This is a genomic window from Runella sp. (assembly GCF_027484545.1).
GTDB lineage: Bacteria > Bacteroidota > Bacteroidia > Cytophagales > Spirosomataceae > Runella.
Genome location: NZ_JAIXST010000132.1, coordinates 1 through 17,317, shown reverse-complemented (window position 1 = coordinate 17,317; position 17,317 = coordinate 1). Strand labels below are relative to the sequence as shown.

At 43.7% G+C, this 17,317-nt stretch carries 17 protein-coding genes; 11 read left to right on the top strand and 6 right to left on the bottom strand.

What is annotated here, in order from left to right:
* Window position 1: 1 nt before the first annotated feature.
* The gene (locus Q0081_RS11920) at window positions 2-673 is read right to left on the bottom strand and encodes an NUDIX hydrolase (RefSeq protein WP_298353262.1); all 672 of its coding nucleotides are present in this window, start codon (window positions 671-673) and stop codon (window positions 2-4) included.
* Window positions 674-756: 83 nt separating this feature from the next.
* Here Q0081_RS11920 and Q0081_RS11915 point away from each other — a divergent pair, with 83 nt between their 5' ends.
* From Q0081_RS11915 to Q0081_RS11865, 11 genes are all read left to right on the top strand, one after another.
* The gene (locus Q0081_RS11915; RefSeq protein WP_298353260.1) at window positions 757-1,194 is read left to right on the top strand and encodes a DUF2721 domain-containing protein; all 438 of its coding nucleotides are present in this window, start codon (window positions 757-759) and stop codon (window positions 1,192-1,194) included.
* A 39-nt stretch (window positions 1,195-1,233) separates the two neighbouring features.
* A complete protein-coding gene (locus Q0081_RS11910; RefSeq protein WP_298353257.1) occupies window positions 1,234-3,717 on the top strand; it encodes a prolyl oligopeptidase family serine peptidase in 2,484 nt (827 codons plus the stop codon).
* Window positions 3,718-3,842: 125 nt separating this feature from the next.
* Window positions 3,843-4,340 carry a Uma2 family endonuclease gene (locus Q0081_RS11905; protein WP_298353254.1) on the top strand — a complete coding sequence of 166 codons (498 nt, stop codon included), beginning with the start codon at window positions 3,843-3,845 and terminating at the stop codon, window positions 4,338-4,340.
* A 125-nt stretch (window positions 4,341-4,465) separates the two neighbouring features.
* Window positions 4,466-4,864, top strand: coding sequence for a nuclear transport factor 2 family protein (locus Q0081_RS11900; RefSeq protein WP_298353251.1), 399 nt, complete (start codon window positions 4,466-4,468; stop codon window positions 4,862-4,864).
* Window positions 4,864-5,463 (top strand): GNAT family N-acetyltransferase, encoded by a 600-nt coding sequence (locus Q0081_RS11895; RefSeq protein WP_298353248.1) that lies wholly within the window; start codon window positions 4,864-4,866, stop codon window positions 5,461-5,463. The genes Q0081_RS11900 and Q0081_RS11895 overlap by 1 nt, the downstream gene beginning before the upstream one ends.
* A 131-nt stretch (window positions 5,464-5,594) precedes the next feature.
* On the top strand, window positions 5,595-6,527 hold the full coding sequence (locus tag Q0081_RS11890) for a carbon-nitrogen hydrolase family protein (RefSeq protein WP_298353245.1): 933 nt from the start codon (window positions 5,595-5,597) through the stop codon (window positions 6,525-6,527).
* Window positions 6,528-6,609: 82 nt separating this feature from the next.
* Entirely contained in the window at window positions 6,610-7,971 is a 1,362-nt protein-coding gene (locus tag Q0081_RS11885) for an NAD(P)/FAD-dependent oxidoreductase (RefSeq protein ID WP_298353242.1), read from the top strand.
* Between the two features lie 73 nt (window positions 7,972-8,044).
* Complete coding sequence (locus Q0081_RS11880) at window positions 8,045-8,635, top strand: TetR/AcrR family transcriptional regulator (protein WP_298353239.1); 591 nt, start codon at window positions 8,045-8,047, stop codon at window positions 8,633-8,635.
* A 181-nt stretch (window positions 8,636-8,816) separates the two neighbouring features.
* Window positions 8,817-9,044 carry a hypothetical protein gene (locus tag Q0081_RS11875; RefSeq protein ID WP_298353235.1) on the top strand — a complete coding sequence of 76 codons (228 nt, stop codon included), beginning with the start codon at window positions 8,817-8,819 and terminating at the stop codon, window positions 9,042-9,044.
* 12 nt (window positions 9,045-9,056) lie between these two features.
* On the top strand, window positions 9,057-10,109 hold the full coding sequence (locus Q0081_RS11870) for a winged helix DNA-binding domain-containing protein (RefSeq protein ID WP_298353233.1): 1,053 nt from the start codon (window positions 9,057-9,059) through the stop codon (window positions 10,107-10,109).
* A 100-nt stretch (window positions 10,110-10,209) separates the two neighbouring features.
* Window positions 10,210-11,463: an MFS transporter gene (locus Q0081_RS11865; protein WP_298353230.1), complete on the top strand. Its 1,254-nt coding sequence runs from the start codon at window positions 10,210-10,212 to the stop codon at window positions 11,461-11,463.
* A 138-nt stretch (window positions 11,464-11,601) separates the two neighbouring features.
* Here Q0081_RS11865 and Q0081_RS11860 read toward each other — a convergent pair whose 3' ends face one another.
* The 5 genes from Q0081_RS11860 to Q0081_RS11845 all read right to left on the bottom strand — a co-directional run bounded on the left by Q0081_RS11860 (window position 11,602) and on the right by Q0081_RS11845 (window position 17,142).
* Window positions 11,602-12,576, bottom strand: a complete 975-nt coding sequence (locus tag Q0081_RS11860; protein WP_298353228.1) for a nucleoside hydrolase — start codon at window positions 12,574-12,576, stop codon at window positions 11,602-11,604.
* 112 nt (window positions 12,577-12,688) lie between these two features.
* Window positions 12,689-15,679 carry a TonB-dependent siderophore receptor gene (locus tag Q0081_RS11855; RefSeq protein ID WP_298353225.1) on the bottom strand — a complete coding sequence of 997 codons (2,991 nt, stop codon included), beginning with the start codon at window positions 15,677-15,679 and terminating at the stop codon, window positions 12,689-12,691.
* A 107-nt stretch (window positions 15,680-15,786) separates the two neighbouring features.
* Window positions 15,787-16,464: a DUF2064 domain-containing protein gene (locus tag Q0081_RS11850; protein WP_298353222.1), complete on the bottom strand. Its 678-nt coding sequence runs from the start codon at window positions 16,462-16,464 to the stop codon at window positions 15,787-15,789.
* A gap of 117 nt (window positions 16,465-16,581) precedes the next feature.
* Window positions 16,582-16,653 (bottom strand): FAD-linked oxidase C-terminal domain-containing protein, encoded by a 72-nt coding sequence (locus Q0081_RS31870; protein ID WP_409034060.1) that lies wholly within the window; start codon window positions 16,651-16,653, stop codon window positions 16,582-16,584.
* A gap of 18 nt (window positions 16,654-16,671) precedes the next feature.
* Complete coding sequence (locus tag Q0081_RS11845) at window positions 16,672-17,142, bottom strand: helix-hairpin-helix domain-containing protein (protein WP_298353219.1); 471 nt, start codon at window positions 17,140-17,142, stop codon at window positions 16,672-16,674.
* Window positions 17,143-17,317: the final 175 nt, after the last annotated feature.

The following is a 17,317-nucleotide window of genomic DNA, read 5'->3' as shown; positions in this document are numbered from 1 at the left end:
ACTATAGCGCTTTCATCAAATCCCAATCGCCAATCGCTTTCAGGTATAGAAAGTCTAATAAGATGCCGTTGACGTTGTTAATAAGACGATGTCCTTCCACAAAAGGCAATACGCAGGTAATGATACGCTCATGCTCGGAGGCTTCCCCCATAAAACGCTCATCGTACGATTTGATTTTCTCTATAGGTAGTTCAATTTCACAATAAAAATAATACATGGTCTCATCGCTTGTACCCGTAGAAGGATAGGTTGGAAAGTCCAGCAGCTGAGTTAATTGACTTTTCTCCAACTGAATACCCGTTTCTTCCCACACTTCTTTGGCCGCCACTTTGTACGCATCCGACTCGCTGTCCAACATACCAGCAGGGTGTTCGTAAGTCATAGAACCGTCGCAAATACGACGTTGTTTCACCAATAAAAGGTATTTTTCTTTGGTTACTTCATCAATCAAACACACCAATACACACAACACCTCTCCTTTTATAAAACAGATGGGGGGCATTTTATCGCCTTCCGGCGTAGTGGCATCCAACATCAACAGCGAAAAAAGTGCCTCTCCATGGCTGTTATGACGGGTATATTTTTCATCAATTGCATGAATTTCGAGGCCATTTCCTAACAAACGACGTTTCCAAAGGTTAAATTTGTGGGAGTCAAATATGCTTTCTTTCATTTTCCAATTTTTATCGCAAAATACACAAAGAAGACATAAATGCCCTAATTTTTCGCCCATTTGCCTATCCTTTCATTCTCAATATGGAGCTTACCATCAGTACCCCAGCTATTTTATTTTCAACGGTTTCGTTGATGATGATTGCCTTCACCAACCGCTACCTGGCCATTGCCAGTTTAATTCGGGAATTGCACGATAAATTTCGCCAAAGCCCTGATTCTAACTACGTAGATCAGATCAAACATCTACACCGACGGGTGCATATCATTCGAAATATTCAGTTTATCATCGTGTCGAGCCTGCTGTTGAGCGCGGTTTCGATGCTTTTCATCTATTTACAGTATCAATATGCCGCGCAAGTGTTATTTTTCATCGCTTTATTGTTACAAATACTCGCGTTAAGCTTATCCATCTGGGAAATTTCCCTTTCCATCCATGCCCTTAAAATTGAACTCAGCGATATGGAAGAACAACTCGGGAAAGGCTCCGGCTTTTTTGGGCGCTTCAAAGTAGAAGAGTAAAAGTAAGCAAATCAACCACTTCAAAACAACTAAATCTAAATGAGAAACCGATTACTGTACGTACTGTGCCTAAGCGGATTAACTGCTTTTGCCCAAGACAACACGGGCTACCAAACCCCTCCCAAGCCCTTAGCCGATTTAGTAACGGCCCCTCCTACTCCCACGGTCAGCGTGGACAGCAAAGGTCAATGGATGCTGATTTCGGAAAGAAACACGGCAACTACTACCATTGCCGAACTTTCTCAACCCGAACTTCGAATTGCCGGCTTGCGAATTAATCCCGCCACCAACGGTCCGAGTCGTGCGGTGTTTGTGAACAATCTTAAATTACGTCAGGTATCGGCCAATGCCGCTGATGTACAGATAACGGGTTTGCCTGCCAATCCGCAACTTTCCTTCATTCAATGGTCGCCAGACGACAGCAAAATTGCATTTACCAACACAACCGACACGAAGATTGAACTATACGTAGCCGATGTGGCCACTACGGTTGCCAAAAAAGTAAGCGATGTAGCGCTGAACGCCTCCTTGGGAGTTCCCTACCAGTGGGTTTCCGACAGTAAATCATTCATCGTTAGAGGAATCCCTGCCGAACGAGGCCCCGCCCCCGAAATAAGCCGCGTGCCTTCAGGTCCCACGGTTCAGGAAAACTTAGGTACTAAAGCACAGGCTGCCACTTACCAGGACTTGCTCAAAAGCCCTTCGGATGAAAAGCAATTTGAATATTATGCAACGGCACAAACGATGAAAATCGGATTGGACGGCGTTGTCCAAAAAATTGGAACAATGGGGCTTATCGCTACCACCGCTCCTTCGCCCGATGGCCGTTTTGTGTTTATCGAATCCATCCACCGCCCGTTTTCCTACTTAGTGACCGTCAATCGTTTCCCTGCTAAAATGGATATTTTTGACGCTGCCGGTTCGTTGATAAAAACCCTGACAGACGTTCCTTTGCAGGAAAACGTACCTTGGGGACAGGACGCAGCTCCTTCAGGACAGCGCAACCACAATTGGCGTAATGATGTACCTGCTACCTTGTATTGGGTAGAAGCCAAAGACGGCGGTGATCCTAAAAAGAAAGTTGCCGTTCGTGACGTAGTTTATACCTTAGATGCTCCTTTCAGCAGTGAAGCCAAAGAAATCTATTCAGCGGCCAACCGTTTTGGAGGCGTAACGTGGGGAAATGACCAAACTGCTTTATTTTCAGAACGTTGGAACGCTACCCGCAAAATCATTACCAAACTAGTAAATCCAAGCAGCCCTGCGAATCCTGTCGTCTTGTTTGACCGTTCGTCGGAAGACCGTTATAACAACCCGGGTACTCCCGAATTAAAGAAAAATGCGTACGGCGAATACGTATTGGACATTACACCTACCAACGAAATCTATCTGACCGGTCAGGGTGCTTCACCCGAAGGCGACCGCCCTTTTGTAGATTTATTTAGCCTTACTACCAAACAGGCCAAGCGCCTGTTTCGCTCGGAAGCTCCGTTTTTTGAGCGCCCCATCAGTATTTTGAACGCCGAAAAAGGATTGATTCTGACCTCTCGCGAATCGCAGGAAGAGCAACCGAACTATTTCATCCGTAATCTGAAACCTGCTCCTAAGAAAGGCAAAAAAGCCGCTGAACCGGCCTTGACTCAAGTTACCTTTTTCCCGCATCCATATCCCCAATTCAAAGGAATTCAAAAGCAACAGTTGCGCTACAAACGTCCCGATGGAGTGGATTTGACCGCCATGTTGTTGTTGCCTCCCAGCTATAAAAAAGAAGACGGACCGCTGCCTACCTTTTTGTGGGCATATCCGGCCGAGTTTAAAAATGCTGCCGCTGCCGGACAGGTTAACGGCTCACCTTATCAGTTCAACCGCATCAGCTACTGGACTGGAGCCGCTTTTGTAACCATGGGTTATGCCGTATTGGAAAATGCCTCTATCCCCATCGTTGGCGAAGGCGATAAAGAACCCAACGATACTTACGTTGAGCAGTTGGTTGCCAGTGCTAAAGCGGCCATTGACGAAGGGGTACGTCTTGGTGTAGTGGATGCAAATCGCGTAGGCGTAGGTGGCCACTCCTACGGAGCATTTATGACTGCCAACTTATTGTCCCACAGCAATCTATTCAAAGCAGGAATTGCCCGTTCAGGCGCGTACAACCGTACATTAACGCCGTTTGGATTCCAAAATGAGCAACGTACCTACTGGCAGGCACCGGATGTTTATAATAAAATGTCACCGTTCATGAACGTGGATAAAGTCAAAACGCCACTGCTTATGACCCACGGCGAAGCTGATAACAACACCGGCACATTTCCTATTCAATCGGAACGTTACTACAATGCCCTCAAAGGCATGGGTGCCACGGCTAAATTGGTATTTTTACCGTACGAAAGCCACGGATACACCGCCAAAGAATCCCTTTTACACATGTTGTACGAGATGAACGGCTGGTTAGACAAATACGTTAAAAATGCCCCTGCTACTCCTCCTGCTACTAAAACAGGTAAAATGTCAGGAGAAAAATAAAACTCCATTTGTCTTTCCTTAGGAATCTGGTACTTCAAAAAACAGCCGATTGAGAACAGTCGGCTGTTTTTTTGTGACTTAGTTTTACATAGTTTGAATGAATTACTCTATCAAAATTGTTATTTTTGAAAAAAACATCTTTTGATATGGAAGCAGCAATAGCCCTCCCTCTTTCAGCCTACGAAATTGAACGTCGCAAACCCATGCCGAGTAAAAATCACGGAATTATTCAGACCAATATTACCGGTCTTCTATATGCTGATTACCGAAAGAAGTTTCGCATCATTACTGAACTTAGAATAGAGATTGAAGGAGACGATTATACTCCTGATATTTGTATTTATCCGTTAATGAATTTTGATAGCTTACATGATGAAATTCGCGTAAAGCAACTGCCGCTGACTGCCATTGAAATCCTGTCGCCCACCCAAGGGACAGAAGATTTATTGGAAAAGTTTGAAGTATATTTCAAAGCAGGAATACAATCATGTTGGTTTGTACAGCCCGCCATGAGCACCATTTTTCTGCTGACACCGGACAAAAAAATTAAGGTTTTTCACGATGAAATCCTGGCAGATCCTACCAATGACGTCAGTATAGATTTACTGGAAGTATTTCAATAATATGAGTCTAAGTTATTTTTCAGCCGATTGGAAACAGTTGGCTGTTTTTTTGCCAAAAATCCAATCAAAGGAACTGACAACCTCTAAAAAGCAGTTACCTTTTCATTCACTACTTTATCTCTAAAATGACTGCATTAGACATTGTAAACCGGTATTACGCTTATTTCAATCAAAAAAATTGGGAAGGAATGTTGAGCCTGTTGCATTCCGAAGTACGCCACGAACCCAACCAAGGCGATGTCAGAATCGGCAATGAAAAGTTTACCGAATTCATGCAAAAAATGGACGAAGCCTACGAAGAAATATTAACCGAACTGGTTTTCTTCACTTCTTCTGACGACACGCGCATCGCGGCTGAGTTTGTGGTAAACGGCGTTTATAAACAGGCGGAAGAAGGCCTTCCTCCCGCCCACGGCCAAACGTACATTTTACCCGCAGGAGCTTTTTTGGAAGTAAAAGAAGGAAAGATCACCCGCGTGACTACGTATTATAATTTGCCGCTTTGGATAAAATTAGTCTCGTAATGTCACAAAATCTTACATTCATTACCAAACACGGACCGGAGATTGCTTCTGTTTTTGAAGACTTGGGACAGTTGCGCATCGCTGTTTTTAGTGATTTTCCTTATTTATACGAAGGCACGCTAACCCACGAAATGGAATACCTCCAAACGTATGCTGATTCGCCTCGTGCGTTTTTGTTCGCCGTTTATGATGGTTCAAAAATGGTAGGTGCTACAACTTGCACTCCCCTCGTTGACGAAACGGACGACGTTCGATTACCCTTCGAGCAGGTCGGTTTTAACCTCGATTCTATTTTCTATTTTGGCGAAAGTATCCTGTTGCCTTCCTATCGAGGGATAGGATTAGGGCATCGTTTTTTTGACGAGCGCGAAGCCCACGCCCGTCGTTTTGGCACCTACACTACGACCTGCTTCTGTGCCGTTGAGCGTGCTGAAAATCACCCCGCGCAGCCTCAGGATTACCGTCCCAATGATGCATTTTGGACAAAAAGAGGCTACCAAAAACAGCCAACACTGCAAAGCACCTTTGAATGGCTGGACATTGGGCAGACGCAACCCACTGCAAAAAAAATGGTCTATTGGATGCGTAATTTAGATTAAACTTAACAAAAGCATACTTCTTAACATTGTTAGAAATTAACTATAAAATGTTGATTATTAAGACATTTACGATTTTAAAAACATAATTGCATCATGATAATCTTAATAATCAGCATTCTAATCAATACTCAATGACAGTAACCATTGCAGCAGCCCAATATCCGATAACGGAGCACAAAACATTCAGCGATTGGCGGAAACACACGGAGAAATGGGTCGCTCAGGCCGCTCAACAAAAGGCTCAATTGTTGCTCTTTCCTGAATACGGCTCTATGGAATTGGTCAGTATTTTTTCCGAGGAAATTCGCCAAAATATTCGTCAACAGGTGATTGAGTTGGATTCGTTAAAAAGTGATTTTTGCGAAGTATTTGCCAACTTGGCTCATCAGTATCAAGTCATTATCGTGGCGCCAAGTTTACCCGTTGTTGAAAACGGCAAAAAACACAATCGAGCCTTTGTATTCTCCCCAAAGGGTTTGGTCGGCTACCAAGACAAATTTTTCATGACGCGCTTTGAAGATGAAGAATGGGGAATTGAAACGGCGCCCAAAACGCTCACGCTTTTTGAAGCGTCTTGGGGAAATTTTGGAATTCAGCTTTGCTACGATGTCGAATTTGGTTTGGGCTCACAACTCTTAAGTTCTGCGGGTGCTTCCCTGCTTTTAGCACCAAGTTGTACCGAAACCATTCGCGGTGCCACTCGCGTACACACAGGCGCGCGCGCCCGTGCGCTCGAAAATCAAGCGTATACCGTTGTTGCACAGACCGTTGGCAACGCTGCATGGTCACCTGCGGTTGATATCAATTACGGCTACGCGGGCTTTTATTGCACTGCCGACAAAAACCTTCCCGAAGAAGGAATTATCAATACCATGCCCCCCCAAAAAGAAGGCTGGCTGCTTGAAACGCTCGATTTTTCAAAAATAGAAGCTGTCAGAAACGATGGGCAGGTGTTGAATTTTAAAGACCATCAACGGCTACAAACGGGTTTTTTAGAGGAGAAAGTAACAGTTTTAAAAAAAGAAATTATAGGATTTTCTGCTTCTGTTCCGTCCTTTAAATAAATGCCACCCGTCCTCCAAGATAAGAACTGTAAAATGTTGTTAGATTTGGCCTTAGAGTATTCAATTCTACTAACCAACTCTTATGAAACGCAGAACTTTTCTTGGTTTAGGTGCCGCTGTTGCCGGGGCCACTACCCTTACTACTGAAAAATCTTTTTCACAAGCTATTCACACCAAACCCGCCCGAGTAATCGTCTTGGGAGCAGGATTTGCAGGACTATCGGCGGCCTTAAAACTCCACGATGCCAAAGTTGATTTCGTAGTATTGGAGTCTCGCAATCGCGTGGGAGGACGAGTATTTACGCACGTTCTGGACGATGTACACGACTTACGCGTCGAACTTGGTGCTGAATGGGTAGGAAAATCGCACGAGGAAGTACAAAAACTCTGCAAACGCTTTGATATTGAGCTTCTTAACAATCAGTTTGAAACCGATTTGCTTTTTCGTGGCAGCTACCAACCCAGTGACCAATGGGAATTTACGGAAGAATGGAAAAAACGCTTTGAGGAAATTATAAAAAACTTCAACCAACTATCCGACGCCCAACAACGCGAACTCGACCGCATGGATTGGTGGCGTTTTTTGGTCAACAACGGCATTCCTGAAAACGATTTGTTTTTGCGGGAACTCTTAGACAGCACCGATTTTGGCGAAAGTATTCGCCACGTGTCAGGATTTTCGGCACTGTCGGAATACGCCGAATCGAGCAAGAAAAATGAAATGGATTTCAAGATGAAAGGAGGGAATGGAACATTAGCCCGAAAAATCACCGAACACATCGGCCCCGACAAAGTAAAACTCGGCTACCACGTCGAAGCAATTGAACAAAAAAATGGTAAAGTAAAAATTACCTGCACCAACGGTGAAACGTTTGAAGCTGACCGTCTTATCTGCACCATTCCCACATTTTCGTTGGCAAAAATCAAATTTACCCCTGCCCTGCCCAAAGAAAAAATGGATGCAATCAATGCCCTGCAATATGCCCGTATCAACAAACACGCGGTGTTGTTTAGCGAACGTTTTTGGGGACGGGAAGATTTTGATCTTATCACCGATACATCCGGCCACTATTTCTACCACGCCACCAAAAACCAGTCCTCTAAATTTGGGGCACTTATTTCGTACAGCATTGGCGAGAAAGCCGACGTCTTTGGCTGGAATGACGATACGTTTCGCAAACAAATCGTTTTAGAAAGCCTTCGTCCAATTGCCCGCACTGAAGATTATTTCCAAAAACAGGTTAATTATTATTGGGGAACCGATCGCTATTCCAAAGGTAGCTATGCCGTTTACGGCAAAGGGCAATGGTTTGGCATTAGACCCGTTTTGGCAGCAAAATTCATCAATATTCACTTCGCAGGCGAACACATTGCCGATTGGCAAGGCTTTATGGAAGGTGCCGTATCCACAGGAGCGGAAGCCGCCGAAGCTGTTCTTTCGTAATTTTTGCACAAAAATTAAATAAATGAACATTTCCTCATAAATAAACAAACGTTCATTTATATTTGTATTCATTATGAGAACACGTAACGAAAACAAAGAGCAACTGGTACGGCAGAAAGCACTGGAACTAATTGTCAGTCAAGGATTTGAAGGATTCAGTATGCAAAAATTGGCGAAAGCCGCCGAAGTATCCCCTGCTACGCTCTACATTTATTACAAAGACAAAGAAGACCTCATTACGAGCATCGGCATTGAAATTGGGCAAAAATTCAGTGAAAATATCTTGAAGGATTTTGACCCAAATTTACCTTTTGCCGAAGGAATGCGCATCCAATGGCGAAACCGAGCAAAATATGCCATCGAAAATAAACTGGAAACGGAGTTTTATGAGCAAATACGCAGTTCGTCCTTTCGGGATAAAGTAATGGAAAGTTTTGTTGAAGATTTTAAATCCTCCATGGGACACTTTGTAAAAAACGCCATCAAACACAAAGAACTCAATCCCATGCCGCTTGAAGTTTTCTGGTCTGTGGCGTATTCACCTTTGTATAATTTAATTCGGTTTCACAACGAAGGACGCAGCATGGGAGGCAAACCATTTGCGTTTTCCGAAGAAATCATGGATCAAACCCTTGATTTGGTATTAAAAGCACTGAAACCTTAAAAAAATTAAACGAGTCAGACTCGCCAAATTTTAAAATTGACAAGCCTATTCGGAAATCTTTGACCAAAAATGGAACTTCTAAATTCATTTAATGGCTTGATTATATAGCGTTGAGTGTCATTCTTAGTATACTATTTCAATTGGTCGGACTATCGTATGATTCAAAAATTTGGATAATCGTATGGAAAATCTACTTCAAATTTTAGTCTTCAGGACAACCATTAAAACTCAGGAAGACAAAGAGAAAATTGCACCGCTTTTGGTTTCAATGCCCCAAATTTACCGTTGGACGGTAGATTGTGAGGACTGCGACTGTGTGCTTCGCATCGAAGCGGAAGGCATTTCAGAAGAACAAATCATTGAAACAGTGCAGCGGGCAGGGTTTGAATGTGAGGAACTGAAAGACTAACTATCGGCCCCTATGACAGCCATAAACATAGCCCAACAACGACTTAACAATCAGCGAATTATCGGCACAAATTTTACTACACCCGCTGAGGTGGTTGCGCATTTGGGAGCCGCGCAGGCTCAGGATTACCCCATGTCAAAATGGGCCATTGGGGTGCGTTTACCCAATGCCACAGACGAAAGTATTGAGCAGGCCCTCAACGAAGGGTCCATTGTTCGCACTCATATTTTACGCCCCACCTGGCATTTGGTAGCGGCTCAGGATATTCGTTGGATATTGGCACTGACGGCACCTCACGTTCAGCAATTGGTGTCGTATATGTACCGACAGTTGGAGTTGAACGGCGCTGTTTTGAATCGCACGGATGCTATTATCGCCAAAGCATTGGAAGGCAATAAGCACCTGACACGGGCTGAATTAATGACTGAACTGGAGAAAGAAGGAATCAACACCTCCGATCTGCGAAGTTCACATCTGATGTTTCATGTCGAACTAAACGGACTGGTTTGCAGTGGTGCCATGCGTGGGAAGCAGATTACGTACGCGCTGATGGATGAACGGGTGCCATTTACCAAACCATTGGCTCGGGATGAAGCCCTGGCCGAATTGGCCAAGCGGTATTTTATGAGTCACGGTCCAGCAACGCTGCCTGATTTTGTATGGTGGTCGGGGCTGAAAGTAAGTGATGCAAGAGCGGGATTGGAAATGATAAAATCAAATTTGGTTTCGGAAAAAATAGGAGAACAAACCTATTGGTTGCCCAACCATTTTCATCCCGAACCGCAAGACACTGTCCATTTACTGCCTGCTTTTGATGAGTTTATCGTGAGTTACAAAGACCGAACCGCTTCGCTTTCAGCGGACTATCATCAGGCGGCGATTACGGGTAACGGTATTTTCAAACCCATCGTCGTGGTCAACGGAAAGGTGGAGGGTGTTTGGAAACGAACCATTCAGAAAGATAAAGTGGATGTTGAAGCTTCTCATTTTATCAACCCATTTGACAAAGCTACGCTAACGGCAGCTATTAATCAATATGCCCAGTTTTTGGGTAAAGAAATATAACGTCGGCAAGGTTTTAAACGGGGACACGGTACCGCACGGGCGGCCCCGGCCGCCGCGGCCCGGTCCTAGCCGACGTTGACAACAAATTAAACAACAACCCATGGAACAAGCGAAAACGACTTCATTATCAAGCTATCAAAAATTGGCAGTGGCCTTATTGGCCCTTACCCAATTCACTGTAGTACTGGACTTTATGGTTATGTCGCCGCTTGGCGACTCCCTCATAAAATCCCTCAAAATCACCCCCGCACAATTTGGTTGGGTCGTATCCAGTTATGCCTTCAGCGCAGGTATTTCTGGATTATTAACGGCAGGTTTTGCCGACCGATTCGACCGTAAAAGACTGCTTTTATTCTTCTACATCGGTTTTATCGGTGGCACTTTATTTTGCGGTTTGGCCAATTCGTACGAATCCATTATTGCAGCCCGCATCATTACCGGTCTATTCGGCGGGGTCATTGGGTCTGTCAGTATGGCCATTATCACCGATTTATTCACCCTCCAGCAACGGGGTCGGGTAATGGGCTTTGTTCAAATGGGATTTGGGGCAAGTCAAGTACTGGGGATTCCGATCAGTCTGTATTTGGCTAACATTTGGGGCTGGAAATCGCCTTTTTTGATGATTGTGGGTCTAAGTACTATTCTTGCCTTAGTTATCATGCAAGCCATGAAACCCGTTACCAAACACCTTGAACTGCAAAATGACCGCAATGCTTTTATGCATTTATGGCATACCGTTGCCAAACGAAATTACCGTATTGGTTTTCTGGCAACCGCTTTACTCTCCATCGGCGGATTTATGATGATGCCATTTGGAAGCGTTTATGCCATCAACAATTTAAAGGTAACGCCGCACCAACTGCCCATTATCTTTATGGTTTCTGGGGTTGGTTCGCTCATTATTATGCCTTTGATTGGACGCTTGAGCGACAAAGTAGACAAATTCAAACTCTTTACTATTGCTTCCGTTTGGATGGTTATTATGATTCTTGTGTATACCAACCTTCCACCCATTCCGCTGTGGTCGATTATTATTTTTAATGTGATGATGATGATGGGGATTATGAGTCGGATGATACCCGCCACTACCTTAACAACGGCAATACCCGTTATGCAGGACCGAGGAGCATTTATGAGTATCAACTCTTCATTGCAGCAAATTGCGGGGGGAGTTGCCTCGTTCACTGCGGGTATGATTGTCTACCAAAAAGGCAATTTCAGTCCTTTGGAACATTACAACACTCTGGGAATTGTGGCGTCAGTGATTTCACTTTTGTGCATTTATATGGTGTACCGCGTGAGTCAACTCGCAAAAAAAGCTTCTAAACAAACACCTATAAATCAAGCAGTTTAGTAAGGACTAAAGCCCTCAAACCATTAGTCAACTTTACCTTTATCGACGCCATGAATGGCATGGCAACTGTTTATCTTAAGACAATTCCTTTTATTCGTGAACTCGTGGAGTTTACGAATAAAAGGAATCAATGACCGGCTACTTCACAAATTGTCGTTTAAGTGATTCAATCAAAATTTCTTCAAAACCGGGCAAGGTTTTGTAGGCATAGTCCACTTTCCATTTGGATTGAAAATCATACGATACTTCCAAAAATGGCTTCTCATCGGGGCGTACGCCGCCAATGCCCGAAGCAGCGTCATTCTTTTTGACGTTGATTTGAACGGGAATATCTTTGTAATATTTGAAGTATTGAGGATGGGTGATGTGTCCCAACGGCGTGGCATCGTAAGGGATAAAACCGTCATTCCCAAAGAGTTTTTGTCCCCGTTGCGACCACGGACGTAATTGTTCATAGACCCATTTATCGCCTTCAAAACCGTTGTTCAGGAATTCATAATCCGTTTTTCCCAAAAACAAATAAACACTGCATTCAAACCCCGAAAGCACCATTTTTACACCGGCATCCAACACTGTTTTGAAGGAGTCAACATCCTTTTCAAAGTTATAATCAAAGACAATTACTTTTTCCAAACCAGGCTTGAAAGAGTAACCCGGCGTACGTCCCGCACATACCACCACTTCCACGATTTGCGAGGCTAACTCGGGATGATTCTTAACGACCGTTCCAATATTGGTCAAGGGTCCAATAGCCAAAATCGTCAATTTCTCTTTCTTCAATGCTTCCGCCAATGCACGCGTAGCGTCATTTTCGGCTCCTAAGTCATTGGCTTTGTCGGAGCCTCGGTACACAGGAATTGTTTTTCCACGCCTATACCATTTGAGGAATTTTTGGGCCGTTTCGAAGCCATACTCTGCGTACGTAACGGTGCTGATGCCTGCTAAGTCAATCTTATCGGGGTGTTGCAGCGCCATCATTAACGTAATTCCGTCGTCTACTTCACGCGGGGCGCGTTCGGGTAAACCAATCATTAAATCCGTATCAAACCAAACTCGTTTTTGGGCAAAAGTAAAAGCAGATACAAAACAAAAAAGAAAAGTGAGTTTTCGCATTGGAATCAATAGTTGATGGACGATTTTTTTAAACCATATAAGACATAAAAGAAAATATAAGTTGCTGTTATTCTTTCTTATACTTATATGTCTTATACGGTTTTGAATCTTTTTATAGCAAATAACGCAGTCCAAACTGAAATTGGCGCGGTGGCCCGGCAGAACGAACGACGAGGGGCGTACCCACAGGGCCTAACTGAAACTGATTACTGGCCCCGAAAGTAGCATTAAAACCTGATAAATTTTGAGTGTTCAAGACGTTAAAAACGTCCGCTTCAAACTCCAATCGTGGCTTTTTCTGAATATAAATGGTATATCTCACCGATATATCCAACGACTTAGCCCAAGGCAATCGGTCGCTGTTGCGACGTTCGCCCGGATATAGATCTGACGTAAACCCAAAACTTTCACCGTCGCCGTTTAAGTCCGTTGTACCGTACACTTTTGCATCCGCCAGGCGTGTAATGGGCTGCCCGCTTTGCAATAGTAACGCGGGCGAAATCATCAGACTTGGAATGGGATAATAGGCAAACATAGCATTCAGCACGTGTCGACGGTCGTTGTTATCGTAAGCATATTCAAAATCAAAATCGTTGGAATCCTGCGCCCGGGTGTTGATACCTCCCGTGTTGCTTTTGATGCTCGACAACGTATATCCCAAACGATACGCGTACTTGTCACGACCTTTGAGTTTTTGGAATACTACACTCGCCGAATAATAGCGGGCAATCCCTTTGGTCTCAGTCATAAACACATTTCTCGCAATTCCGCGTAATGTATCTGTTCCTGCCAAAGCATAAAAGCCATTTTTGTCAGTTCGGATGGGTATGGGGCGGGTTAAATCCGCTTGTGCCACGGTGCGAGTTTTTACGTCTTTATCGCTCGTGAATTTGTACGGAGAAGCAGGATTGAGGTTGCGAATGATGAATAAATTGTTGGTGGCAACGTGAACCAAATCCACGCTCAAAATATAATCCGGTGAGGGCTTGTGCTGTAATCCCAATGAGAATTGGTGCGAATAAGGATTGTCCCAACCGTTCGGATTCATCACGCGCAAATTGGCATTAAATTGCTGATTGCGACGAAATTGCAGTTGGTCAAACGTAGGCCCTTCCAAATACTTGACATTGGGCGCGGTTGCGCGGATATTGCCCGGGAAAGTAATTCGGTTTAAGTCCGCTTTTGGATCCAACAGTCCAAGCCGTTGTAATTCAACCAATTGTTTCTTAAAGTCGGGAGCATCGCTGCTGAACTGCAAGTTGTCGCTGTAAACGGAGTATTTGATTTTATCGTAAAAAATTCCGTAACCACCCCGAATTACGGTGCGGTCATTGAGTTGATAATTAAAACTGGTTCGCGGAGCAATGTTGTTCAAATCACCTTTGGTGTCACCTGATTTCGTCAAATTGTCATAATCATAACGTAACCCCAAACTTACTTTCAACCGATTGGAAACGCTGAAATTATCCTCCAAATAAAGACTCAACACATTTTGCCGCTTCCCAAACGTCGTCGGACGCAATTCGACGTCATACGAACGAACGCTTGCATCACGGGGAATGTCGTTGACGTTCAACGCCGAGCCAATATTTTGAGCTTTCAAAGCATCCAATTGCAGCTGAGTCAGTCGCACGGTATACGTTCCGTATTGATTTCCGCCGCCCAAAAGTGCGAAATTGGAAGAAATAAATTCACCACCCGCTTTAAAGACATGGCGGCCGGTACGAAGCGTGAATTTTTGCTGAAGGTGATGGGTATGTTCAAAATCGTCAAAAATGGCACCTGTTTGTCCAATAGTCGCAAATGCCGTTCCGCTCGGGTCTTGTACCGTAACGGAAGGGTCCGTTGGGTTGTCGGGAACCCGGTAATTCCAGCGAAACATCGAAATCTGATAGTTGGTTTCTCCCGTCAAATTAGGCCGAATTACATAATTGTTTTTAAGGGCAACCAAGTAAGTTCGGTTCGCTATTTTGGCCCCTGCCGACGGGAAGATAATCCCACCTTCCAATCCTCCTCCCTGACGGGCAATGTCAAAACTTCCCACGTTAACGCGCAGACTTGATTTGAAGGAATGAGTCCAGTTTTGATCTAATTTTGTAGAGAAATACGAAAAACTGTTCCGTCCCGTAACAATCTCATTCAGATTGAGTTGCGGTACCCGAAGAAGATTATCTTTTTTATCGTACGTCTGTTCAAAATTGACGTAGAAAAATGTCTTGTCTTTTTTCAAAGCACCACCTAATCCAAAACCTAACTGATGGCGCTGAAACCCATCTTTGACGGCATTACCCGATAAATCAAGGGTAGGATAAGGCGATTTAGCATCAATCACCGAACCGGGACGCGTCAGGTAAAACAGTTCTCCGGTCAGTTGGTTCGTTCCGGAACGCGTTGTTACACTGACAATTCCATTACTGGTATTCCCCCACTCTACCGAATAGTTGTTGGTCAATACCTGTACTGATTCCGTAAAACCTACGGGCGGGTTAAATTTTACATTCCCTAAAAAACGCTCGTTATTGTCCATCCCGTCAATGAGATAATTGGTATAAATCCCATTGAGGCCGTTAATGCTGACATTGGGAGCTTCGGCATAACCCAAACTCGCTACCGAAAGATTGGGAAGTCGAACCAAGGCCCGGGTAATATCGCGCCCTTCTATCGGCAGACTTTGCAGTTCGCGTTTGGTTACGACCGACGACACTTCCGCGTTTTGGGTGTTGAGTTTGGCTGCCTTTGTTTCCGTAATTACCACCTCTTCCAAAGCGGTCTGACGGCGGGCCGGGAGCGAAAGCGTTGCTGTATTTTTTTGATTGGGTTGCAAGACCACATTTGTTACCTCAGAAATATCAAATTCTTCCGACTCTTTCGTAAAAATTCGATACGGTTGGTTGGCCTCCAATTTATCAAAAACGACTACTCCGTTTTTATCCGTTACGGCCGAGTCGCGCAGGACGGCACCCGATTTTTGGGCAAATACAGCAATACCTTTTACGTTTTTTTTGTAGAGAAGGCTGTTCACTGTCACTTCAAGTGAGGTCTGTGCGTGCAAAATTCCCGCAACAAGTAACAGAAGAAAAGTTAGTAAAAAACGATTGTACATACGAAAATGGTTTGGATAAAATTGAATACACAACATAGGACAAAGACTGCGTTGGAGAAACGCAATTTTAGCCGATAAGGCATACAGACACGATACTGATTTTTCTCCTATGAAACCAAGACAGGAGGAGGACGCAAACGATAAGAAGTGGAAGAAAATGCGAAAGTGAAGATAGGCTGAAAAACAGCCGCGGGAGATAACTGTACTAACAACGACAGCAATAACTCGCCGAATGACTTGGCTTTTTTAGCCCAATCATGTAAGTCTATTTCGGCGTTAATATCGGAAAATATGGGCAATAATTGAGTTTCCCTTCCCAACATTTGTACTAAATTCTCCCTTAATTCAGCAGTTTGCCAAGACAGATTTTCAAAGATTTTCGCTTGAAAATCTTCTTTTTGAATGCCGATCAGATAAGCTCCGCCGCGATTATCTGGCCCTACTACCGATTGTCCGTTTTGTAAATGAATTGAGGTCTTCTGTAGCAATTCTAAAGTCAGTTGAGGGCAATCATTCCCTATACAAATGACTGATTGAAAGCCTTTTTCAAAAACCTCCTTGACGGAAGACGCCAATTGACTACCAAAGGATTCGGAGTCATTGCCTACATCGGAAGACAGAAAAAAGGGTAAATGAGTCGCCCTGACTGTTTGTAGTGTGCGCTTGGTGAGCAATTCAAAAACCGCTGTTGTTTGACGTAAGGTACTGCTCCACCCCTTTTTCTTATCAAGGGCGTCTTTTTTTGCATTTTGAGCAAACAACAATATGGCGATAGAATGGTGCACAGACAGCAAGTTAGGACTATCTAAATATACGGTTAAAAGGCATGGATTAGATTTTCAACCTAAAAAAAGTCTAAAAATTGCCCGTCGGGATATGGGCAAGAAAGCGAATCTAATTTTTTAACCAGCAGGCAGCAATTTCCCTGGATTCATCAGGTTGTTGGGGTCAATTGCCTGTTTGATAGCCCGCATTATAAATGTAAAGTAACATTATTTTAATAAGGACAAATCCGCCTCGGCCTGAGCTAATTGCTGCGCAGCTTGTTGTACCATCGGGAAAAATTTCCTGTATTCCAATACCGAATCTCTAATATTAATTAATTGTTCAGGACCAGCCAATAGACTTACTTCAATTTGTTTTCTTCTATGAGAAAAACGTTGATTAAGGGCTGCAATATCAGCAGGATTTACCCCTTTTGATGGATCAAATACAAAACGCCTCTCTAAACTTTTACGCCAATCTACTAACTCTCTTGTGAATGTTGATCCAAAACCTGGAATATTTATTATTTGATTCCAAGTAACATCCGCCGCGGTTTCAACGCCAAATGAACTAAGTGTTGCCTTTCTTGATGGTCCAATTCCAGAAATACTATGATTATCTATGTATTGCCCATCAAGAAATTTTTGAAGTTGATTCTCTCGAACATTATCCTGCAACTTCTGTCTTTCTACATTCATTTGATTTGCCAAATTCTCATACTCCAATCTCAAATCCGACAACTCTTTATATTTTGTTTCTTACTGTAAATAATCTGTGCAAAAATGATTAAATTCAGGAAAAAACTATACTTATATGGCAACGATGAAAATTATCCTCACAGACGATTTAGGAGTAGGAATAAATACACGGAGT